The 20,810-nt window shown below is 72.0% G+C and carries 19 protein-coding genes; 12 read left to right on the forward strand and 7 right to left on the reverse strand.

The window, feature by feature from the left end:
- Positions 1-21: 21 nt before the first annotated feature.
- Positions 22-1,656 (forward strand): glycosyltransferase family 61 protein, encoded by a 1,635-nt coding sequence (locus BM223_RS28095; protein WP_141267155.1) that lies wholly within the window; start codon positions 22-24, stop codon positions 1,654-1,656.
- On the opposite strand, the gene BM223_RS21585 is transcribed toward BM223_RS28095, so the two are convergent.
- The gene (locus BM223_RS21585) at positions 1,650-2,270 is read right to left on the reverse strand and encodes a sulfotransferase family 2 domain-containing protein (RefSeq protein ID WP_038676647.1); all 621 of its coding nucleotides are present in this window, start codon (positions 2,268-2,270) and stop codon (positions 1,650-1,652) included. The two genes, BM223_RS28095 and BM223_RS21585, sit on opposite strands and share 7 nt — an antisense overlap.
- Positions 2,271-2,493: 223 nt before the next feature.
- Here BM223_RS21585 and BM223_RS21590 point away from each other — a divergent pair, with 223 nt between their 5' ends.
- The 8 genes from BM223_RS21590 (at position 2,494) to BM223_RS21625 (ending at position 11,401) form a co-directional block, all read left to right on the forward strand.
- Positions 2,494-3,405 carry a Rossmann-like and DUF2520 domain-containing protein gene (locus tag BM223_RS21590; RefSeq protein WP_038676650.1) on the forward strand — a complete coding sequence of 304 codons (912 nt, stop codon included), beginning with the start codon at positions 2,494-2,496 and terminating at the stop codon, positions 3,403-3,405.
- Positions 3,402-4,280, forward strand: a complete 879-nt coding sequence (gene panC, locus BM223_RS21595; RefSeq protein WP_307723152.1) for a pantoate--beta-alanine ligase — start codon at positions 3,402-3,404, stop codon at positions 4,278-4,280. The genes BM223_RS21590 and panC overlap by 4 nt, the downstream gene beginning before the upstream one ends.
- Before the next feature lie 18 nt (positions 4,281-4,298).
- The gene (gene panD / locus BM223_RS21600) at positions 4,299-4,718 is read left to right on the forward strand and encodes an aspartate 1-decarboxylase (protein ID WP_038676652.1); all 420 of its coding nucleotides are present in this window, start codon (positions 4,299-4,301) and stop codon (positions 4,716-4,718) included.
- A gap of 25 nt (positions 4,719-4,743) precedes the next feature.
- Entirely contained in the window at positions 4,744-6,414 is a 1,671-nt protein-coding gene (locus BM223_RS21605; RefSeq protein WP_038676654.1) for an L-aspartate oxidase, read from the forward strand.
- On the forward strand, positions 6,411-7,325 hold the full coding sequence (gene nadC / locus BM223_RS21610; RefSeq protein ID WP_075018707.1) for a carboxylating nicotinate-nucleotide diphosphorylase: 915 nt from the start codon (positions 6,411-6,413) through the stop codon (positions 7,323-7,325). The genes BM223_RS21605 and nadC overlap by 4 nt, the downstream gene beginning before the upstream one ends.
- 2 nt (positions 7,326-7,327) lie before the next feature.
- On the forward strand, positions 7,328-8,113 hold the full coding sequence (locus tag BM223_RS21615; RefSeq protein WP_038676656.1) for a type III pantothenate kinase: 786 nt from the start codon (positions 7,328-7,330) through the stop codon (positions 8,111-8,113).
- A gap of 200 nt (positions 8,114-8,313) precedes the next feature.
- Positions 8,314-8,658, forward strand: a complete 345-nt coding sequence (locus BM223_RS21620; RefSeq protein ID WP_038676659.1) for a histone-like nucleoid-structuring protein Lsr2 — start codon at positions 8,314-8,316, stop codon at positions 8,656-8,658.
- 163 nt (positions 8,659-8,821) lie between these two features.
- A complete protein-coding gene (locus BM223_RS21625) occupies positions 8,822-11,401 on the forward strand; it encodes an ATP-dependent Clp protease ATP-binding subunit (protein WP_038676660.1) in 2,580 nt (859 codons plus the stop codon).
- A 140-nt stretch (positions 11,402-11,541) separates the two neighbouring features.
- Here BM223_RS21625 and BM223_RS21630 read toward each other — a convergent pair whose 3' ends face one another.
- Complete coding sequence (locus BM223_RS21630; protein WP_038683382.1) at positions 11,542-12,411, reverse strand: HhH-GPD family protein; 870 nt, start codon at positions 12,409-12,411, stop codon at positions 11,542-11,544.
- Between the two features lie 89 nt (positions 12,412-12,500).
- Here BM223_RS21630 and BM223_RS21635 point away from each other — a divergent pair, with 89 nt between their 5' ends.
- Positions 12,501-13,364: a hypothetical protein gene (locus BM223_RS21635; RefSeq protein WP_141267154.1), complete on the forward strand. Its 864-nt coding sequence runs from the start codon at positions 12,501-12,503 to the stop codon at positions 13,362-13,364.
- A gap of 15 nt (positions 13,365-13,379) precedes the next feature.
- Here BM223_RS21635 and disA read toward each other — a convergent pair whose 3' ends face one another.
- Complete coding sequence (disA, locus tag BM223_RS21640) at positions 13,380-14,453, reverse strand: DNA integrity scanning diadenylate cyclase DisA (protein WP_038676663.1); 1,074 nt, start codon at positions 14,451-14,453, stop codon at positions 13,380-13,382.
- A gap of 126 nt (positions 14,454-14,579) precedes the next feature.
- The gene (gene radA, locus BM223_RS21645) at positions 14,580-16,019 is read right to left on the reverse strand and encodes a DNA repair protein RadA (RefSeq protein WP_038676664.1); all 1,440 of its coding nucleotides are present in this window, start codon (positions 16,017-16,019) and stop codon (positions 14,580-14,582) included.
- Between the two features lie 82 nt (positions 16,020-16,101).
- On the opposite strand from radA, the gene BM223_RS21650 reads away from it, so the two are divergent.
- Positions 16,102-17,142 (forward strand): LacI family DNA-binding transcriptional regulator, encoded by a 1,041-nt coding sequence (locus BM223_RS21650; RefSeq protein ID WP_235319107.1) that lies wholly within the window; start codon positions 16,102-16,104, stop codon positions 17,140-17,142.
- A 249-nt stretch (positions 17,143-17,391) separates the two neighbouring features.
- On the forward strand, positions 17,392-18,468 hold the full coding sequence (locus tag BM223_RS21655; protein WP_075018708.1) for a phospholipase D-like domain-containing protein: 1,077 nt from the start codon (positions 17,392-17,394) through the stop codon (positions 18,466-18,468).
- Positions 18,469-18,473: 5 nt separating this feature from the next.
- Here the strand turns inward: BM223_RS21655 and BM223_RS21660 are convergent, their stop codons facing one another.
- From BM223_RS21660 to BM223_RS21670, 3 genes are all read right to left on the reverse strand, one after another.
- The gene (locus tag BM223_RS21660; protein WP_235319109.1) at positions 18,474-19,070 is read right to left on the reverse strand and encodes a class I SAM-dependent methyltransferase; all 597 of its coding nucleotides are present in this window, start codon (positions 19,068-19,070) and stop codon (positions 18,474-18,476) included.
- Between the two features lie 104 nt (positions 19,071-19,174).
- On the reverse strand, positions 19,175-19,813 hold the full coding sequence (locus BM223_RS21665; RefSeq protein WP_075018709.1) for a VOC family protein: 639 nt from the start codon (positions 19,811-19,813) through the stop codon (positions 19,175-19,177).
- Between the two features lie 127 nt (positions 19,814-19,940).
- Complete coding sequence (locus BM223_RS21670) at positions 19,941-20,702, reverse strand: DUF3109 family protein (RefSeq protein WP_038676668.1); 762 nt, start codon at positions 20,700-20,702, stop codon at positions 19,941-19,943.
- Positions 20,703-20,810: the final 108 nt, after the last annotated feature.

Genomic DNA, 20,810 nt, shown 5'->3' on the forward strand with positions numbered 1-20,810 from the left:
CGCCCGGCTATCATCCGTCCGGTGCGGTGGATCAGGGCGAGACGACGACGTCAGGTCACGGCGCTCGCCACTGTGGTGGCCCGCTCGGTCACCGGCAAGGCGAACGTGCGAGGCGCCGTGCTGCTGCCAGCGGCCGATGGGCTCGCCTCCGAGCTCCACCGGCTGATCCCCGGCCTCGACCTGGTCGAGGCGCCGCTCGATCGTGCCGAGCGCCGGTTCACCCTGACGGCCCAGGGTCCCTTCGACTTCATCGTCGACGAGGACGAGGTCCCGAACCGGAAGCGCCGCTTCGGAGCGACCTTCTACCACCTGCGTGCAGGCGGTGCGTACGTCGTCCCGGGGGGCGCACCGGAGCTCGGTGCCACGCCGGGGCCGCTCGGCAGGCTCCTCCAGGACGCCGCCGCCCGACCCGAGGCCGAGCTGCGAGTCGTCGACCTCCCTCTCGCCGAAGCGCGACTGCGAGCGATCCGGTCCCACGTGCGGACCGAGGCCGTTGATGGTCACCTGGTGGTGCGCCACGACCTGCCCGACGTCCACGTCAAGATGCGTGAGGCCGACTTCGACGACTACCTCCGGCGGGCGTCCACGCGCCACCGGCTGCTCTCCGTACGGCCCGGTATGGCGCCGGAGCCACCCGAGTTCGTCGAGCTGCCTGAGCCGCGCCCTCACCACGAGGGCCGTCCGATCGATGCTGTCGAGCTCAGCCTGCGCGACTACCGCGACGTCGTCGTCGAGCCGTACCAGGTCGTGCTCGACGGTCACCTGATCCTGCCCGACACCTACCGACACCATCGCAACGAGGTCCTCCGCAACAAGCTCACGGTCGACCTCGCCCGCGACTTCGCCGTGCCGGTGCGTCCGGTGCCCCCCGATCCGCCGCGCCTGGAGGGCACCTACTTCCACCTCGACAACGAGGCTCGCGGTCACTTCGGCCACCTGATGACGGAGTCTCTCTCCCGCGTGTGGGCCTGGCCCGAGGTGCTGGCGCTCGACCCGGATGCCCGAGTGCTCCTGGGCGCCAACAGGAAACGGCCGAGGCCGCTCGAGTACGAGCTCGCGCTCTACGAGGCCTGCGGCATCCCGCGGGAGCGCATCGTGGTCATCGACGGGCCGGTCCTGGTCGACCGGTTGATCACCGGCACGCCGATGTTCAGCAACCCGCAGTACGTGCACTCGCAGATCGCCGAGATCTGGCAACAGGTCGGAGACCGGCTCGCTGCGCAGGTGGCTCCCCGGGACTGGCCGGAGCGGATCTTCGTCTCCCGGCGTGAGGTCAAGCGTGCCTGTCTCAACGGAGCCGATGTCGAGGCCGTGTTCGCCGAGCACGACTTCGAGATCGTCTACCCGGAGGACTACTCGCTCGGCGAGCAGGTCGAGATGTTCCGTGCGGCCGAGGTGATCGCGGGGTTCTCCGGCAGCGGTATGTTCCAGATCGCCTTCGTGGCCGAGCCCAAGCGGGTGATCCAAGTCGGTTCGATGGCCTACGGCCCCCGCAACGAATTCCTCATGGCGGCGATTCGCCGGCACCGGATCGACAGCATCGTGTGCCAGTCAGACGAGGGCCGCGGCATCCGCGCCGACTGGTGGTACGACGAGGAGCGTGAGGGAGCTGCCCTGCGGGGTGTCCTCGCCGGCCTCGACGGGGCGGCTCAGTAGCCGAACGTGCGGAAGTCCTCGGCGTAGAACTCGCGGAGTCGCTCCTCCAGCGCGGGCGAGATCTCCACCGCGCTGCTCGGCACGCCGGCCTTGTCGTGGCTGACCTGACCGCGCTCGACGTCGCGCCGCAGGGGCGTGCCCAGCCGCCGCGCGATGTCGTCCGCGGCGACGTCCAAGCCGTCCTCGAGGCGATGGACGACGGTGCCTTCGACAGCGAACTCGTGCTGGGGTCGGATGTGGTTGTCGCGCACGTAGGGATTGACCTCGTACACCTTGAGCACGCGGTCGGCCCACGCCTCGACCGAGGCCGCGTCCACGCGCGGGTTGTCGGCATTGCGCATCACGTACTCGGAGCGAAAGCGAGCGAGCGGCTCGCGCACGAGCATGAAGGTCAGATCGATCCGCTGGAGGTTGAAGACCTCGCGGAGAAGCGCCCCGTGGTAGTGCTGCGGCGTGCAGCGCCGGAGGGGACGCACGTTCGGCTCGGTGGTGCTCGTCGCATGGAAGCGCATCTGCCATCCCGATGCCCGGAACATCCGCTCCATCGTGGTCCCGCCGACCTTGGGCACGTGGATGAAGAGGACCTTCTTGTCGTCCTTGAAGAAGACAGGCATGGCCGCACCCTACGGGTGCGCTCACCGCGCCCCGCAGTGGCAGCCGAACGCGTGTGATCCAGCCCACCTGTCGCACCCGTTTCCCGGTGCCCCGGCCCCGGCGTACCGTTGACCCCGTCCCGGAACCCCGGGACGACAGCACTGAGCACAACGTCCGGTACCCACACCGGCTCCCACCGCACGGGCGGGAGTGGTCGGAGGGACGGGAACGAAAGGTTCACGAATGTCCCTCACTCTTCGGGTGGGCGTGGTCGGCGCGGGTCGCGTCGGCGCCGTCCTGGCTGCCGGTCTCCAGGCGGCCGGCCACACCGTCGTCGCCGCCGCGGGCGAGTCCGACGCCTCCCGGCGTCGCGCTGCCGACCTGCTGCCGGGCGTCCCGCTCCGCAAGCCGAGCGACGTCGCGCGCGAGTCCGAGCTCCTGCTCCTGACCGTGCCGGACGACATGCTCCCCAACGTCGTGAAGGTGCTCGCCGACAGCGGTGCCCTCCACGCCGGCCAGTACGTCGCGCACACCTCCGGCCGCCACGGCCTGGCCGTCCTCGCGCCGGCTGCCGCCGTGGGCGCCCGGGTGATCGCGCTGCACCCCGCCATGACCTTCACCGGGACGGCGGTCGACCTCGAGCGGCTGCACGGCTGCGTGTTCGGCCTCACCGCCGGTCCGGCCGAGCGCGAGGTCGCGGAGGCGCTCGTCGCCGACCTCGGCGGCCGCCCCACGTGGGTGCCCGAGGAGATGCGCACGCTCTACCACGCAGGTCTCGCGCACGGCGCGAACCACCTGGTGACGCTGGTCAGCGAGGCGATGGGCCTGCTCGCGGCGGCCGGTGTCGACGACCCGGCCGGGACGCTGCGCCCCCTGCTCGACGCCGCCCTCGACAACGCGCTCGACCACGGCGACGCCGCGCTCACCGGGCCGATCGTGCGCGGCGACGTCCAGACCGTCGCGGCGCACCTCGCGGACATCGCGGCGAAGGCACCCGACACCGTCCCGTCGTACGTCGCCCTGGCGTGGGCCACGCTCGACCGCGCGGTCACCGACGGCCGGCTGCTGCCGATCCGCGCGCAGTCGATCGCCACCGTCCTCAACGCCTACGGCGAGCGCCGCTTCGTGCACCACCCGCGGGTGGAGAGCGCGTGACCACGCTGACCACCCCGGACGTCGTGCGCAGCCGGGGCGATCTCGCCGGCCTGCGCGGGACCGGCCCGGTCGTCTTCGTGCCGACCATGGGCGCGCTCCACGAGGGCCATGCGTCGCTGCTCCGGATCGCCCGCGAGCGGGCCGGCGCCGACGGCACCGTGGTGCTCTCGATCTTCGTCAACCCGCTGCAGTTCGGGCCCGGCGAGGACCTCGACCGCTACCCGCGCACCTTCGACGCCGACGTCGCGATCGCCGCCACCGAGGGCGTCGACGTGGTGTTCGCGCCGACGGTGGCCGAGATGTACCCCGACGGCGTCCCCCACGAGGGCGTCGTCTCCGAGGCGGTCACGGTCCAGCCCGGGCCGCTCGCCGACCTGTTCGAAGGAGCGAGCCGACCCGGTCACTTCCGGGGCGTGCTGACCGTCGTCGCCAAGCTGTTCGGCCTGGTCCGCCCCGACGTCGCGGTCTTCGGCGAGAAGGACTACCAGCAGCTCGCGCTCATCCGCCGGATGGTCGCCGACCTGTGCCTGGGCATCGACGTCGTCGGCGCCCCGACCGACCGCGAGCCCGACGGGCTCGCCCGGTCGAGCCGCAACCGCTACCTCGACGCCGAGCAGCGGCAGCAGGCCGTCGTGCTCAGCCGGGCGCTGCGGGCCGCGCAGGAGCGGGCGTCGTACGGCGTCCCGGCGGCGCGGTGGGCCGCGATGTCGGTCATCAAGAGCGAGCCCGGCGTCGAGCTCGACTACCTGGCGCTGACCACGACCGGGCTCGGCGAGCTGCCGGACTACCCCGAGGCCGGCTCCGAGGGCCGGGTCCTCGTCGCCGCGCGGGTCGGCTCCACCCGCCTCATCGACAACATGCCTCTGCAGTTCTGAACCCCTAGGGAGATCACCATGCTGCGCACCATGATGAAGAGCAAGATCCACCGGGCCACCGTGACCCAGGCGGACCTGCACTACGTCGGCTCGGTCACCGTCGACGAGGACCTGCTCGACGCCGCCGACCTGCTGGCCGGCGAGCTCGTGCACATCGTCGACATCACCAACGGCGCCCGGATCGAGACCTACACCATCGCCGGCGAGCGCGGCAGCGGCGTGATCGGCATCAACGGCGCCGCCGCCCGGCTCGTCCACCCCGGCGACCTGGTCATCCTGATCGGCTACGGCCAGATGACGACCGAGGAGGCCAAGGCCTTCCAGCCGCACGTCGTCTTCGTCGACGCCGGCAACAAGATCATGGCGACCGGCTTCGACCCCGCCGAGACCTTCGGCGACCCGAGCCTGTCCCGCGGCGACGTCACCGCGACGCACTGAGCCCGGCGAGCAGTAGCCTGCTGGGATGCCTGAACAGCTGCGCCTCCCCGGGCGCCTCACCGCGCCGGACCCGGGTTGGACCACGCGCGCCGACGTCGTCATCGTCGGCTCCGGCATCGCCGGACTGACCGCCGCGCTCCGGCTGCGCGGCCAGGTCGACAAGATCCTGGTCGTCACCAAGGACGTCCTCAACGCCGGCTCCACCCAGTGGGCCCAGGGCGGCATTGCGGCGGCACTCGGTCCCGGGGACACCCCCGAGCAGCACGAGGCCGACACGCTCGTCGCCGGCGCGGGGGCCTGCGATCGGGACGCCGTCCGGGTGCTCGTCAACGAGGGCCCCGAGGCGGTGCGCGAGCTGATCGCGCTCGGCACCAACTTCGACCACACCGCCGACGGCGAGCTGTCGCTGACCCGCGAGGGTGGCCACCACCGCGACCGGATCGCGCACGCCGGCGGTGACGCCACCGGCGCCGAGATCCAGCGGGCGCTCATCGCCGCCATCGAGGCGGCCCCCGACATCGAGGTCATCCAGCACGCGCTGGCCGTCGACCTGCTGCTCGGCCCCGACGAGACCGGGACGACGGGCGTGGCCGGGCTGACCCTGCACGTGATCGGCGAGGGCGAGCGCGACGGCGTCGGCGCCGTCCGCTGCCGGGCGGTCGTGCTGGCCAGCGGCGGCCTCGGCCAGGTGTTCTCCCAGACCACCAACCCCGCCGTCACCACCGGCGACGGCATGGCGCTCGCGCTGCGTGCCGGCGCCACCCTGCGCGACCTCGAGTTCGTGCAGTTCCACCCGACCGTGATGTACCTCGGCCCGGAGTCGCGCGGCCAGCAGCCGCTCATCTCCGAGGCGGTGCGCGGCGAGGGCGCCTTCCTCGTCGACGACGACGGCAACCGGATCATGCAGGGCGTTCACGAGCTCGCCGACCTGGCGCCGCGCGACGTCGTCGCCAAGACGATCATGAAGCGGATGCTCGAGACCGGGCGCCCCCACATGTGGCTCGACGCGCGGCACCTCGGGGCGGAGTTCTGGGAGCGCCGTTTCCCGACGATCCTCGCCACCGCCCGCTCCTACGGCATCGACCCGGTCACCCAGCTGATCCCGGTCGCGCCGGCCTGCCACTACGCCTCCGGCGGCGTGCGCACCGACCTGCTCGGCCGCACCGACCTGCCCGGGCTCTACGCCACCGGCGAGGTCGCCTGCTCCGGCGTCCACGGCGCGAACCGGCTCGCCTCCAACTCGCTGCTCGAGGGCCTGGTGTTCTCGCGGCGGATCGCCGAGGTGCTGCCCGCCGAGCTCCCGGCCTGGCGCGAGCCCGGCGCCGACCGTCGTACGGCGGGGCTGGTGGCGGGTGACGTGCGTCGCGAGCTGCAGGAGACGATGAGCTCGCGGGTCGGCGTGCTGCGCTCGGCGCCCGGGCTGGCCGAGGCCGGCGTCGTCCTCGACAAGCTCGCCGGGCACGCCGCCGAGACCGTCGACCAGGCCTCGTGGGAGGCGACCAACCTGCTCACCATCAGCGCCGCCCTCGCCGACGCCGCCGCGCTGCGCCAGGAGACCCGCGGCTCGCACTGGCGCGAGGACTTCCCCGAGCGCGACGACGCCCACTGGGCCGGGCACTTCGACGTCCGGATGGACGACGGCGCCACCACCGTCACCTTCGCGCCCGCGCCCGCCACCGACGGAGGTCTCGCGTGATCGCCCGGACGCCGTACGACGACCTGCCGGACGCGCTCCTCGCCGAGATCGCCGACGCCGGGCTCGACCCGCGTGCGGTCTACGACCACGTCGTGCTCGCCTTCGAGGAGGACCTGCCCGGCGGCGTCGACGACGTCACCAGCGACGCGATGCCCGACATGGGCGAGGCCGTCGCCGACTTCGCCGCGCGCGAGCCCGGCGTCGTCGCCGGGCTCGCGATCGCCGAGCTGGCCTTCGCCTACGCCCTGGGCGACACGGTGAAGATCACCGGACGGGTGCCCGACGGCACCCGGGTCGCGCCGGGCGACGTCGTGCTGACGGTCTCCGGACCGGTCCGCGGCGTCCTCACCGCCGAGCGGACCGCGCTCAACTTCGCCTCCCACCTCTCCGGCGTCGCCACGGCGACCTCGCGCTGGGTCGACGCCCTGGCCGGCACCCGTGCGCGCGTCCTCGACACCCGCAAGACGCTGCCGGGCTGGCGCGCGCTGCAGAAGTACGCCGTGCGCTGCGGCGGGGGAGTCAACCACCGGTTCAGCCTGGTCGACCGGGCGATGGTCAAGGACAACCACGCGGTGGCCGCGGGTGGCGTCGTCGCGGCCTACGAGGCCGTCGTCGCGAAGCACCCCGGCCTGCGCGTCGAGGTCGAGGTGATGGACCTCGACGAGCTGCGCGCCGTCCTCGCCGCCGGCTGCACCGAGGTGCTGCTCGACAACATGAGCACGGCCGACATGGCCGAGGCGGTCCGGATCAACGAGGCCGCCGGCTCGCGCGCGACGCTCGAGGCGTCCGGGGGGCTCACCCTCGAGCGCGCCCGCGAGGTCGCCGAGACCGGCGTCGACTTCATCTCCGTCGGCGCCCTGACCCACTCGGTCGTCGTCTTCGACCTGGGCCTGGACTTCCGGACGGCCTGACCGTGCCCCTGCTCGCGGCCGACATCGGCAACGCCCACACCGTCCTCGGCCTCGTCGCCGACGGCGAGGTGCTGGCCGACTGGCGCGTGTCGACCAACGAGCACCGCACCGCCGACGAGTGGGCGGTCCTGATCCGCGGACTGCTCGGCGCCCGCGCCTCCGAGGTCACGGGCATCGCCGTCTGCGCGACCGTGCCGGCCGTCCTCAACGCCTGGCGCGACATGCTGCCCGCGCACTTCCCTGACGTGCCGCGGGTCATCGTCGAGCCGGGCATCCGCACCGGCGTCCCGATCCTCGTCGACAACCCGCGCGAGGTCGGCACCGACCGGATCATCAACGCGCTCGCCGCCGCGGCGGACTACCCCGTCCCGGCGATCGTCGTCGACTTCGGCGGCACCGCGACGACGTACGACGTCGTGGACGAGCAGGGCCGCTACGTCGGCGGCGCCATCACCCCCGGCATCGAGATCTCCCTCGACGCGCTCAGCCGCGGCGGCGCCCAGCTGCGGATGGTCGAGCTGGTCCGCCCCCGCGGCGTCATCGGCAAGAACACCGTCGAGGCACTCCAGTCCGGGATGGTCTTCGGCGTGGCCAGCCAGGTCGAGGGCATGGTCGAGCGCCTCCTCGACGCGCTCGGCTGCCCGGCCGGGGACGAGCGCGCGGCCTCGGTGATCGCGACCGGCTACCTCGCGCCGCTCGTCGTCGACGAGTGCCGCTGCTTCACCGACCTGGCGCCGGCGCTGACGTTGCGCGGGCTCGAGAAGGTGTTCGCGCGCAACCAGCGCTGAATGTCGGACGCGCGCCGCGGTATTTCCGCCGATTATCAGGTGTTGGTGGCGCAGAAAGTCGCCCGGCGAAGACAGGCGCTGGCGGCAGATATCGACAGATTGCGCACGATAAACACGCCGCCGTGCGTGTCAGGCGATAAGTCCGCTATTTTCATTTCGGAGATTATCCGCCCGTCCATAATGCGAGAGTTGGGGAAAGCATGGCGCAGAAGGTCAACATCATCCTGGTCGACGACATCGACGGGAGCGACGCTTCGCAGACGGTCGCCTTCGGTCTCGACGGCTCCAATTACGAGATCGACCTCAACGACAAGAATGCGAATGCGCTGCGCGAGGCGCTCGCCGCCTATGTCGGTCACGCCCGCAAGGTCGGCCGTGGCGCAGGCGGTGGCGGTGGCGCCAAGCGCGGTCGCGCGGCGGCCTCGGCCAACGGCGGCGTCTCGGCCAAGGAGGTCCGGGAGTGGGCCCGGGCCAACGGTCACGACGTCCCCGAGCGCGGCCGGATCCCCTCCGACGTGCGCGAGGCGTACGACGCCGCGCACTGAGTGCTGAGCCCGCGGGAGGGCGGCGTCGGCCGCTCTCCCGGCGGGCGGTGCGGGCAGCGCGTTCGCTGAGAGCGCACAGAGAACAGGCGCTCACCTGGAACGCGTAGGGTGTGAGCGGGGTTGTATCCCTACGAACAGCCCTGTGACGTGTGAGGAGCGTGCAATGTTCGAGCGGTTCACTGACCGAGCCCGCCGGGTGGTCGTGCTGGCCCAGGAGGAGGCCCGCATGCTCTCCCACAACTACATCGGGACAGAGCACATCCTGCTCGGGCTCATCCATGAGGGAGAGGGCGTCGCCGCCAAGGCGCTGGAGTCGCTCGACATCTCCCTCGAGGCGGTCCGCGCCCAGGTCGAGGAGATCATCGGCCAGGGGCAGCAGGCTCCGTCCGGCCACATCCCCTTCACCCCCCGTGCCAAGAAGGTGCTCGAGCTCTCCCTGCGCGAGGCGCTGCAGCTCGGTCACTCCTACATCGGCACCGAGCACATCCTGCTCGGCCTGATCCGTGAGGGCGAGGGCGTCGCCGCCCAGGTGCTGCAGAAGCTCGGCGCCGACCTCAACCGGGTCCGCCAGCAGGTCATCCAGCTGCTGTCCGGCTTCCAGGGCAAGGAGAGCAGCTCCACCGCGTCGGCCTCCGGCGCCACGAGCGGCGGCGACGCGCCGTCGTCCTCGCTGGTGCTCGACCAGTTCGGCCGGAACCTGACCCAGGACGCCCGCGAGGGCAAGCTCGACCCGATCATCGGCCGCGGCCAGCAGATCGAGCGCGTGATGCAGGTGCTCTCGCGGCGGACCAAGAACAACCCGGTCCTCATCGGCGAGCCCGGCGTCGGCAAGACCTCGATCGTCGAGGGCCTGGCCCAGGACATCGTCAAGGGCAACGTCCCCGAGACGCTCAAGGACAAGCAGATCTACACCCTCGACCTGGGTGCGCTCGTCGCCGGCTCGCGCTACCGCGGTGACTTCGAGGAGCGCCTCAAGAAGGTGCTCAAGGAGATCCGCACCCGCGGCGACATCGTGCTGTTCATCGACGAGATCCACACCCTCGTCGGTGCCGGCGCGGCCGAGGGCGCGATCGACGCCGCGTCGATCCTCAAGCCCATGCTGGCCCGCGGCGAGCTGCAGACCATCGGCGCCACCACCCTCGACGAGTACCGCAAGTACCTCGAGAAGGACGCCGCGCTCGAGCGCCGCTTCCAGCCGATCCAGGTCCCCGAGCCGTCGATCGCCGACACGATCGAGATGCTCAAGGGCATCCGTGACCGCTACGAGGCGCACCACCGGGTGACCATCACCGACGACGCGCTGGTCTCCGCGGCCACGCTCGCCGACCGCTACATCTCCGACCGGTTCCTGCCGGACAAGGCGATCGACCTCATCGACGAGGCCGGCTCGCGGCTGCGCATCCGCCGGATGACCGCCCCCGCCGACCTGCGCGAGTACGACGACAAGATCGCCGACGTCCGCCAGCGCAAGGAGGCGGCCATCGACGGTCAGGACTTCGAGGCCGCCGCGCGCCTGCGCGACGAGGAGAAGCAGCTGATCCTGGCCAAGTCCGAGCGCGAGAAGCAGTGGCGTGCCGGTGACATGGACGAGGTCGCCGAGGTCGACGAGGAGCTCATCGCCGAGGTCCTCGCCGTCGCGACCGGCATCCCGATCGTGAAGCTCTCCGAGGAGGAGTCGACCCGGCTGCTCAAGATGGAGGACGAGCTCCACAAGCGGGTCATCGGCCAGGACGAGGCCGTCAAGGCGCTCTCCCGGGCGATCCGCCGTACCCGCGCCGGCCTCAAGGACCCGAAGCGTCCCGGTGGCTCGTTCATCTTCGCCGGTCCCTCCGGTGTCGGCAAGACGTGGCTGTCCAAGACGCTCGCCGAGTTCCTCTTCGGCGACGAGGACGCGCTGATCCAGCTCGACATGTCGGAGTTCGGCGAGAAGCACACCGTCTCGCGCCTCTTCGGCTCGCCTCCGGGCTATGTCGGTTACGAGGAGGGCGGCCAGCTCACCGAGAAGGTGCGCCGCAAGCCGTTCTCCGTGGTTCTCTTCGACGAGGTCGAGAAGGCCCACCCCGACATCTTCAACAGCCTGCTGCAGATCCTCGAGGAAGGTCGCCTGACCGATTCTCAGGGTCGGGTCGTCGACTTCAAGAACACCGTCATCATCATGACGACCAACCTCGGTACCCGCGACATCGCCAAGGGCATCAACCTGGGCTTCAACCAGGCCGGTGACGCGGCGGGCTCCTACGAGCGGATGAAGAGCAAGGTCTCCGAGGAGCTCAAGCAGCACTTCCGCCCCGAGTTCCTCAACCGCGTCGACGAGATCATCGTCTTCCCGCCGCTCTCGCGCGAGCAGGTCGTCGCGATGGTCGACAACATGATCGGCGCCGTCGAGACCCGGCTCAAGGACCGCGACATGAAGCTCGAGCTCACCCAGGCTGCGAAGAACCTGCTCGCCGAGCGGGGCTTCGACCCGGTCCTGGGCGCCCGGCCGCTGCGCCGCACGGTCCAGCGCGAGATCGAGGACATCCTGGCCGAGAAGATGCTCTACGGAGAGGTCGGCCCCGGCCAGATCGTGCTCGTGGACGTCGACGGCGAGGGCCCCAACGCGACCTTCACCTTCGAGGGGCAGAAGGTCGGGGAGCTCCCCGACATGCCGCCGCTCGAGACGGTCGCCGAGGCTCCCGGCTCCGGCACCGGGGCCGCAGCCCCGGGTGAGCTGCCGGAGGACCCGTCCTCCGAGTCGGCCTGACCGGCTGACGGCCTCACTGGCTGACCGGCTGCTGCGGTAGCGAGCCCGGCGTCCCCCTGGGGGCGCCGGGCTCGTCGCATCTCAGGGCATCTCAGGGCAGGGCTGGTCGCCGGCGGGCGAGGGCGCCGCGCGCCGTGGGGTCAGGGGAGCGCGTAGCGACCGTCGTCGTGGCGCACGACGAGGCCGTCCGCGAGCAGGGAGGCGAGCGCCCGCTCCCGCTGGGGGACGTCGTCCCAGGCGGCGTCGAGGCGGTCCCGGGTGACCGCGCCGGGCGTGTCCCGCAGGACGGCGAGGAGGCGTCCCCGGCACTGCCGGTCGGTGCCCGCGTAGGTCTGCACGGGGCGCGGCGGTCCGTCGTACGCCGGGGCACCGGCCGCCTGCCAGGCGCACGCCGCGGCGACCGGGCAGCCTCCGCACCGGGGCCGGTCGGCGGTGCACACCAGCGCGCCGAGCTCCATCACCGCGACGGACCAGGTCGCCGCCGTCGGCGGGTCCGCGGGGAGGAGGTCCGCGGCGAGGTCGCGCTCGGCGCGGGTGACCGAGCGGGACGGGAACTCCACGCCGCTCACCGTCCGCGCCAGCACCCGGCGGACGTTGGTGTCGAGCACCACCTGGCGCCGTCCGTACGCGAACGCCGCCACCGCGGCCGCCGTGTAGTCCCCGACGCCGGGCAGCGCCAGCAGGTCGTCGTACTCGCTGGGGACCTCGCCGCCGTGCTCCTCGGTGATCGCGGTGGCCGCGGCGTGGAGGCGCAGGGCGCGGCGTGGGTAGCCCAGCCGCCCCCACGCCCGGACCGCCTCGCCCGAGGCCTCCGCGGCCAGCGCGGCCGGCGTGGGCCAGCGGGTCAGCCAGGCCTCGTGGATCGGCAGGACGCGGACCACCGGCGTCTGCTGCAGCATGAACTCGCTGACGAGCACCGACCAGGGCGACGCCTCGGGGCGGCGCCACGGAAGGTCGCGGGCGTGCTCGTCGTACCAGTGCAGGATCGGGTCGACCAGGGGGCTCGTCATCGTGGGACCCATTGTGACCTGCGGTTCACTGCGGCCCACCCCGGCGGGTCAGCCCGGCGCACGGCGGCCGGCTGACTACCGTCTGAGGCATGTCCTCCCCGCGCCCTCCGAGCCCCGCCGGGCGCGGGAGCGCCCCGCGCGGACCGCTCCCGCCGTCGGTCTACTGGCGGCGCCGGGTGTTCGTGCTCGGCGTGGCCTTCGCGCTCGTGTTCATCATCGCGCGCTGGCTCACCGCCGGCAGCGACGGATCGTCCGACGACACCGACACCGCCGCACAGGCGGGCAGCGGGGTGTCCGCGACGCAGACGGTGACCGCGGGTGAGGGGGCCGACGGGAAGGCCGGGACCGACGGCACGTCGGCGACCGGCGACGCCGATGGCAAGGGCGGCAAGGGCAGCACCGACGGCACCGACGGCACCGGCGGTACGCCGACCGGACCCGTCGGCCCCACCACGCCCACGCTCGCCGCGCCCCAGGGGACCTGCGAGGCGTCGGACGTCATCGTCACGCCGTCGGTCGCCGAGGGCGCCGTCGCTGGCCGCGACGTCCCCCTGCGCCTCTCGCTCCAGACCCGGACCTCCGAGGCCTGCACCTGGAAGATCGCCCCCTCGACCCTGACCGTCCGGATCGCCCAGGACGGCACCAGCGTGTGGACCACCCGTCAGTGCCCGCGTGCGGTGACCCGTCAGTCGGTCGTCGTCCGGCGCCAGGTGGCGACCGTCGTCCAGCTGACCTGGAAGGAGGCCCGCGAGTCCACCGACGGCTGCACCAACCGCGGCGACTGGGTCGGCCCCGGGGAGTTCTCGATCGCCGCCGCCGCGCTCGGCGGGGAGCCGGCCGAGGCCGAGTTCCGGCTCGGGAAGCCGACCGCCGAGACGATCCGGGTGACGCCGACGCCGCCGGACCCGGACGCCACCCGCAAGCCCAAGAAGTCCAAGACGCCGGTCAACTGAGCCCGGCCGGGCCGGTCAGACGTAGCGCTCGAGGATGGTCGACTCGGCGAGCCGGCTGAGCCCCTCGCGGACGCTGCGGGCGCGGAGCTCGCCGACGCCCTCGACGGCCTGGAGGTCGTCGATCCCGGCGGAGAGCAGCTTCTGCAAGGTGCCGAAGTGGTCGACGAGTCCCTCGACGACGTTGCCGGGCAGGCGCGGGACCTTGGTCAGCAGGCGGTACCCGCGGGGCGCCACGGCGCCGTCGAGGTGCTCTCCGGTCCCGATGCCGAGGACCTTCGCGACGGCGGAGGGGTCGACCAGGTCGGTGGCCGAGAGCAGCTCGAGCTTGCCGAGCAGCTCGAGCGGGTCGCGGCTGCGGCGGCGGGACGGGACGTAGTCGCGGATGACCAGCTCACGCTCGGTGTCGACGCCGGTGACGAGCTCCTCCAGCTGCAGGGCGAGCAGGCGGCCGTCGGTGCCGAGCTCGAGGACGTAGTCCTCGATCTCGCGGGCGATCCGGGTGACCATCTCGAGGCGCTGGGCGACCACGGCGACGTCGCGGACGGTGACCAGGTCCTCGATCTCCAGGGCTGAGAGCGTGCTGGAGACCTCGTCGAGGCGCAGCTTGTAGCGCTCCAGGGTGGCCAGCGCCTGGTTGGCGCGGGAGAGGATCTGGCCGGAGTCCTCGAGGACGTGACGGGTGTCCCCGACGTACGCCGCGATGATCTGCATCGACTGCGAGACCGAGATGACCGGGTGGCCGGTCTGTTTGGCGACGCGGTCCGCGGTGCGGTGCCGGGTGCCGGTCTCCTCGGAGGGGATGCTCTGGTCGGGCATCAGGTGGACCGCGGCCCGGACGATCCGGCCGACGCCTGCATCGACGATGATCGCGCCGTCCATCTTGGCCAGCTCGCGCAGCCCGGTGGCGGTGAAGGGGACGTCGAGCTCGAAACCGCCGGTGCAGAGGCTGTCGACCAGCTTGTCCCGGCCGAGCACGATCAGCGCTCCGGTGCGGCCGCGGAGGATCCGTTCGAGTCCGTCGCGCAGGGGCGTGCCCGGGGCGATCGACGCGAGAGCCTCGCGGAGTCGGGGGTCGGCCGACGTGACCACGCGCGCTCCTCCTCATCGTTGGCCGCCGGTGGCGGCGCGCGCCCTGGTGGGCGTCTTGGCTCGTACCTTATCCGCGACCGGGGTCGATCACGCGCCCGATATTCAGTTGTCGGTGCGGAATTGCGCTCATTCGCTCCCGTCGATCACCTCCAGGGCGTGCTTCGTGCGGCGGTCGAGGTTGAGCAGCCGCAGGGCGCTGATGACGTCCGGCGCCTCGATCACCCGCATGCCGTCGATCATGCGGTCGCTCGAGGGACGGCGGACGCCCTGGGCGGTGCCGGGGTCGGCCGGCACGATGGCCAGGGCGAACCCGAGCCGGGCGGCCTCGGCCAGCCGCTGGGGCAGGTCGCGGACCCGGCGCAGCTCGCCGGACAGCCCGATCTCGCCCATCGCGACCACGCCGGCTGGCGGCGCGGACACGAAGTGGGCCGAGGCGACGGCGACCGCCAGCGCGAGGTCGGCGGCGGGGTCGGTGAGGCGGGCGCCACCGACCGTCGAGGCGAAGACGTCGTGCTGGTGGAGCCGCACGTCGCAGTGCTGCTGGAGCACGGCGAGCACCATGGCGAGCCGGGAGCTGTCGATGCCCGACGTCGTCCGCCGCGGCCGCTCGTTGGGGGAGATGGTGACCAGGCCCTGGACCTCGGCCAGCAGCGGCCGGCGCCCCTCCATCGAGACCGCGATGCAGGTGCCGGGCACCCGGCCGTGGTGCCGCTCGACGAAGATGCCGGTCGGGTCGTCGACGGCCCGGATGCCGTCGGGGCCCAGGTCGAAGCAGCCGACCTCGTCGACCGGCCCGAAGCGGTTCTTGACCGCGCGGAGCATGCGGAAGCGCGAGTTGCGGTCGCCCTCGAAGTGGAGGACGACGTCGACGAGGTGCTCCAGCACGCGGGGGCCGGCGATGCCGCCGTCCTTGGTGACGTGGCCGATCATCACGATGGTGATGTCGCGGCTCTTGGCCATGCGCACCAGCGCCTGGGCGACCTCCTTGACCTGGGTGACGCCGCCGGGGACGCCCTCGACGCCGGAGGCACTGATCGTCTGGACCGAGTCGATGACGACCGTCGCGGGGCGCACCTCCTCGATGTGGGTCAGCACGGCGCCCAGGTCGGTCTCGGCCGCGAGGTAGAGCTGGTCCTCGAGCGCGTTGGTCCGGTCGGCCCGCAGCCGGACCTGGGCCGCCGACTCCTCGCCGGTGACGTAGAGCGTGCGCCGGGACCCGGCCGCCGTGCGCGCGGCCACCTCGAGCAGCAGCGTCGACTTGCCGACGCCCGGCTCACCGGCCAGCAGCACCGCGGCGCCGGGCACCAGCCCGCCGCCGAGCACCCGGTCGAGCTCGGCCACGCCGGAGGGATGGTGCACCGCGCGGTCGGCGGAGACCTGCGCGATCGGCACCGCGGCCGTGGTGACCGGAGCGGCCGCCGTACGGCTCGAGACGCCGGCCGCGGCGACGGCGACCTCGGACACCGAGCCCCAGGCCTGGCACTCGCCGCAGCGCCCCACCCACTTCGCCGTCGTCCAGCCGCACTCGCCGCAGCGGTAAGTCGAACGTGTTTTCGAACCAGCCATGGGCACGACAGTAGAGCAGGGGGCCGACGGAACCCTCCTGGCGCGCGGTGGCTGTGGAGAACGGCATGGGAGAATCGCGCCTGTGGACAGCTCGCGGACCCCGGCGACCCTCGCTGACGTCGCGGAGCGGGCGGGTGTGTCCCGGCAGACCGTGTCCAACGCGATCAACAACCCCGACCTGCTGCGCGCGGACACCCTGGCCCGGGTGCGCGACGCGATCGAGGTCCTCGACTACACGCCCAACCAGGCCGCTCGCCACCTGCGAACCCGCTCGTCGCACCTGATCGGGATGCGCCTTGCGCCGGTCCAGGAGTTCACCGCGAGCGCGACCACCGACCGGTTCGTGCACGCGCTCGTCGAGGCCTCGCGCGAGGCCGGCTACCACGTCCTGCTGTTCTCGGGCGGGCGCGTGGCCGAGGGGGAGCGGCCCGACCCCCTCGGCGGGTACGACGACCTGCTCCGCTCGACCTCGGTCGACGCCTTCGTCGTCACCGACACCTACCTCGGCAACCCGCAGACGGTCGGGCTGACCTTGCGCCGCGCGCCGTTCGTGGCCTTCGGCCGCCCCTGGGACGACGCCGGCGCGGCCCACCCCTGGGTCGACGTCGACGGCGCGGCCGGCGTCCAGGCCGCCACCGAGCACCTGCGCGAGCGCGGCCACGAGCGGATCGCGTGGATCGGCTGGCAGCCCGGCTCGCGGATCGGCGAGGACCGCCGTGCCGGCTGGCACCGCACCATGGCGACCCACGGGCTCTCGACCACCGGCCTGGAGGCGGCGGTCGACGACACCGTCGACGCCGGCCGCGAGGCCGCCGCGGCGCTGCTCGCCGCGAGCGGTCCGACGGCGTTCGTGTGCGCGTCGGACACGCTGGCGGTCGGCGTCCTGCATGCGCTGGGGGAGCGGGGGCTGGCGCCGGGGCGCGACGTGGCGGTCGTCGGCTTCGACGACTCGCAGGTGGCGCAGGTGATGGGCCTGACGTCGGTGCGCCAGCCGCTCGAGGAGGTCGCGGTGCAGCTGGTCGCGGCGCTGCAGGCGCTGCTCTCGCCGGGGCACGTGACGGCGCCGGGGGTGCTGCTCGAGCCGCGGCTCGAGGTGCGGCGCTCCACGACCGGTGAGTACTGACCTCGACTTTCTGATCCTCTGGCAAGAACGGGCGCGAAATGCCTTTTGTTGGAGACAGGTCCCGGCTTAACGTCTTCTTTCCGTCCCCCTATCGGAAAGAAGATCTCGATGACTCCACCCCTGACTCGCCGTCCGCATCGGCTCCGGAGGCTCCTTGTCGCCCCCCTTGCCGCGGGGTTGGCGCTGGCCGCCTCGCTGGCCATGCCGACCTCCAGCAGTCCTGCGTCGGCGGCGACTGAGGCTCCGACCGTGCAAGCGGCCACGGCTGCGGCCCTCGCCGCACCCGGCTCCTGCCAGACCTCCGGCTCCTGGGAGATCTGCTTCCAAGATCTGAGCGACACCGAGTCGATCATCATCGACAAGATCGTCGGCTTGGTGAATGCGACGCAGGGGGCTGGAGACCAGATCCGGCTCAACACCTACAACTTCACGGGAGGCACCGCTCCCGTCCTCGCCCTCGCCACGGCGCTCAAGGACGCGAAGACCCGTGGCGTCGACGTCCGGCTCGTCCTCGATGACTCGGCGAGGAGCGGCACGGTGGGCAGCGGTCTCATCAGCAGCGGCATCCCGGTCAAGTACTGCGCCCCTGATGTGTCGTGCATTCCCAGCGACAACAGTGCCGGCAACGGCTTCATCGATCACTCGAAGTTCGCGACCTTCAAGTCCACCGTGAACGGCGTGACGTCCTACACGTCGGTGGTGACGTCGATGAACTTCGTGCCGAACCAGCACCGCACCTACTACCAGAACCTGGTGATCCGGCGCGGCGACGTCGACATGTACAACGGCCTGAACGCCTATTGGAACAGCCTCAACGCCGGTGCCTGGGGTGCCGGCATCCCGGCCAACCGGGTGATCAACCAGACGGGCTGGAACGCGATCCTGATGCCCCAGGACGGTGACCCCGTCGCCAAGTGGCTCAACGCCATCACGGGCTGCAGTCCCGATCACCGTCGGATCTTCCTGATGGCCTCGACACTCAAGATCGGAACGCGCACGGCTGTCGGTGCTGCGCTCAAGCGACTGCGGAACATGGACTGCAACGTCCGGGTCATCGCGATCGACAACGACAATCCGTGTGCGGGGATGAGCTCATACATCGAGCAGAACCGGACGGTTCGGGTTCCGGCCCACGACAAGGTGCTCGTCGTCGACGCGCTCCTCAACGGGCAGCCCTACAAGACGACCTGGACCGGTAGCGCGAACATCGTCTACAACGCCATCCGCGGCAGCGACGAGATGATGCTGCGGATCGAGGACGATGCGGTGGCCGACATGTACGTCGCGCGGTTCCAGACTCTGTTCGCCAAGGGCACTGCGTGCTGAGTCGGCTACCAACCTCGTGACCACAGGTTGACCGCATAGTCGACCTCGAGGCCGTGGTGGCGGCCCAAGAACTCGTCCGCGACCTCCGGAGCGAACTCGATCCGCACCACGGCCTCGAGGTCGGCGCGGGTCTCGAAGCGCCAGCCCATGTCGACGCGGTCGAGGGTCCAGCCGCGGATGCTCCAGAAGCGCTCGACGGTCTCGGGCGGCTCGAGGTGAGGGTAGCCGTGGCGGAACCAGCCGCCGAAGGTCGAGCGGGAGGCGTCGTTGTCGATGATCATCGCGACCCCGCCCCGGCGTACGACGCGGTCGAGCTCGACGAGCCCCGGCTCGCAGCCGGGGCCGAAGAAGTAGGCCCAGCGGGCGTGGACGACATCGACCGAGGCGTCGGGGAGGGGGATCTCCTGGGCGGTGCCGGGGAGCACCTCGGCGCCGGTGACGCCGCGGGTGCGGAGCCGGCGGGCGGCGAGCCTCGCGAGGCCGGGGTGGGGCTCGACACCGATCACGCGCGCGGCGGTCTCGGCGAAACGGGGCAGGTGGAAGCCGGTGCCGCAGCCGAGGTCGAGGACGGTCCGGCCGGTCCAGTCGGCGCGCGACCGCATCGCCGTCCAGAGACGGTCGTCGGGGTCGGCGGCGCGGTTCTCGAGCTCGTACGTCGCCGTGTGGTGCCAGATGTTGGGGCTCGGGATGGCCCCGGGGACCGGCTTCAGATGCGGACGATGCCGTTGGGCGTCAGCACCTGCGCGGCGAGGATGCCGGGCGTGCCGTGGGGGGCGACCCACTCGACCTTGACGTCCTCGAGCGGGGCCTCGACGGTCTCGCCGAGCCACTCGCTGACCCGCTGCGGGTCGCCGGCGATCTCGATGCCGGCGAGCGAGACGGTGCCGTCGGCGCCGGTCGAGGGGTGCAGGTCGGACGGGATGTCCCACTGCAGGAAGAACGGCAGCTGGGGGTCGGCGATGAGGCCGTTGATGCCGATCTGCTTCCAGCGCAGCTCGGTGCCGTCGGGGCGGTGCCGCGAGCCCGGGACGGCGGGGCGGCCGAGGCGCTCCTCGACGACCGCGATGTCGGGGACCGCGACGGCCCAGCCGAGCCAGCCGCCGCCAAGGGCGGAGCGGGCCTTCACGGCCTGGCCGAAGGGGGCCTTGTCGGACGCCGGGTGGTCGAGTGCCTCGACGACCTCGAGGTACGTGCCGTCGGTGAGCGGCAGGATCATGTTGCGCGTGCCGAAGCGGGGGTGCACGCCGCCGTCGACGAATTCACGGCCGATCGCTGTGCCCAGGCGGGCCGCGGTGCTCGCGAGTCCGTCGGGACCTGCCGCGTAGGAGAGATGGTCGAGGCGCATGCCAGACATTCTGAGCATGCCGGCAGACCTCCGACGAATCGGGGTCGTTGTCTCTTGATGTCGAGAGGTGCGGGAGCGGAACCGACAGGCGCGACCACCGACCACGCGGCGAGGTGCGAACCGCCCGTCAGCGCGGGTCTGCGGGGTGCAGGGCGAGGGCGGACCGCGAGCGCAGGTGGGCCTCGCAGTGGACCACCAGCTCGTCGTAGGCCTCCTGGCCCATGAGTGCCACGAGCTCGGCCTCGTTGGTGATGTAGAGCGGCTCGACGGCCACATGGGCCTCGGTGTTGCCCGAGCAGTACCAGTCGAGGTCGTGGCCGCCGGGACCCCAGCCGCGGCGGTCGTACTCGGTGATCGTGACCTCGACGTACTCGGTGCCGTCCATCCGCTCGACCTCGCGGAAGGTGCGCCGGATCGGCAGCTGCCAGCACACGTCGGGCTTGGTCTCGAGCGGGTTGCGGCCGAGCTCGAGCGCGAGCCCGTGCAGGGCGCAGCCGGAGCCTCCGGCGAAGTCGGGCCGGTTCGCGAACACGCACGAGCGCTGGCCGTTCACCTCGTGCATGCGGGTCTTGCGCTCGCCGTCCTCGTCCTTCTCGACCCAGTCCTTGCGCTTGACCGGGCGTCCGGGGTGGAACTGCCAGTGCGCCGGGGTGAGCTGGTCGACGAAGCCGGCGACCCGCTTCTCGTCGTCCTTGTCGGCGAAGTGGGCGCCGAGGGTGCAGCAGCCGACGTCGGGGGAGTCGGCGTAGATGCCGGCACAGCCCTGGCCGAAGATGCAGGTGTACGACGACGTGAGCCAGGTGAGGTCGCAGCGAAGGACCTCGCCCTCGTCGGCGGGATTGGTGAACTCCACCCACGCACGGGGGAAGTCGAGCGAGACCTCGGGCACTGGACAACTGTAGTGGCGGGCCGGCTGCGGCCGGAACGCCGGGCGAGGAGGCGGAGGGAGCGACGAAGGAGCGACCGGAGCCGACGGGAGCGGGGTTGTGGCCGCGCC

This window comes from Pimelobacter simplex, assembly GCF_900114845.1.
Classification (GTDB): domain Bacteria; phylum Actinomycetota; class Actinomycetes; order Propionibacteriales; family Nocardioidaceae; genus Nocardioides; species Nocardioides simplex.

Coding starts and splice junctions, on each gene's coding strand:
- BM223_RS21585 (WP_038676647.1), bottom strand. CDS start 2,270: ATGCCTGTCTTCTTCAAGGACGACAAGAAGGTCCTCTTCATCCACGTG.
- BM223_RS21590 (WP_038676650.1), top strand. CDS start 2,494: ATGTCCCTCACTCTTCGGGTGGGCGTGGTCGGCGCGGGTCGCGTCGGC.
- panD (WP_038676652.1), top strand. CDS start 4,299: ATGCTGCGCACCATGATGAAGAGCAAGATCCACCGGGCCACCGTGACC.
- BM223_RS21605 (WP_038676654.1), top strand. CDS start 4,744: ATGCCTGAACAGCTGCGCCTCCCCGGGCGCCTCACCGCGCCGGACCCG.
- BM223_RS21620 (WP_038676659.1), top strand. CDS start 8,314: ATGGCGCAGAAGGTCAACATCATCCTGGTCGACGACATCGACGGGAGC.
- BM223_RS21625 (WP_038676660.1), top strand. CDS start 8,822: ATGTTCGAGCGGTTCACTGACCGAGCCCGCCGGGTGGTCGTGCTGGCC.
- BM223_RS21630 (WP_038683382.1), bottom strand. CDS start 12,411: ATGACGAGCCCCCTGGTCGACCCGATCCTGCACTGGTACGACGAGCAC.
- BM223_RS21635 (WP_141267154.1), top strand. CDS start 12,501: ATGTCCTCCCCGCGCCCTCCGAGCCCCGCCGGGCGCGGGAGCGCCCCG.
- radA (WP_038676664.1), bottom strand. CDS start 16,019: ATGGCTGGTTCGAAAACACGTTCGACTTACCGCTGCGGCGAGTGCGGC.
- BM223_RS21660 (WP_235319109.1), bottom strand. CDS start 19,070: ATGCGGTCGCGCGCCGACTGGACCGGCCGGACCGTCCTCGACCTCGGC.
- BM223_RS21665 (WP_075018709.1), bottom strand. CDS start 19,813: ATGCGCCTCGACCATCTCTCCTACGCGGCAGGTCCCGACGGACTCGCG.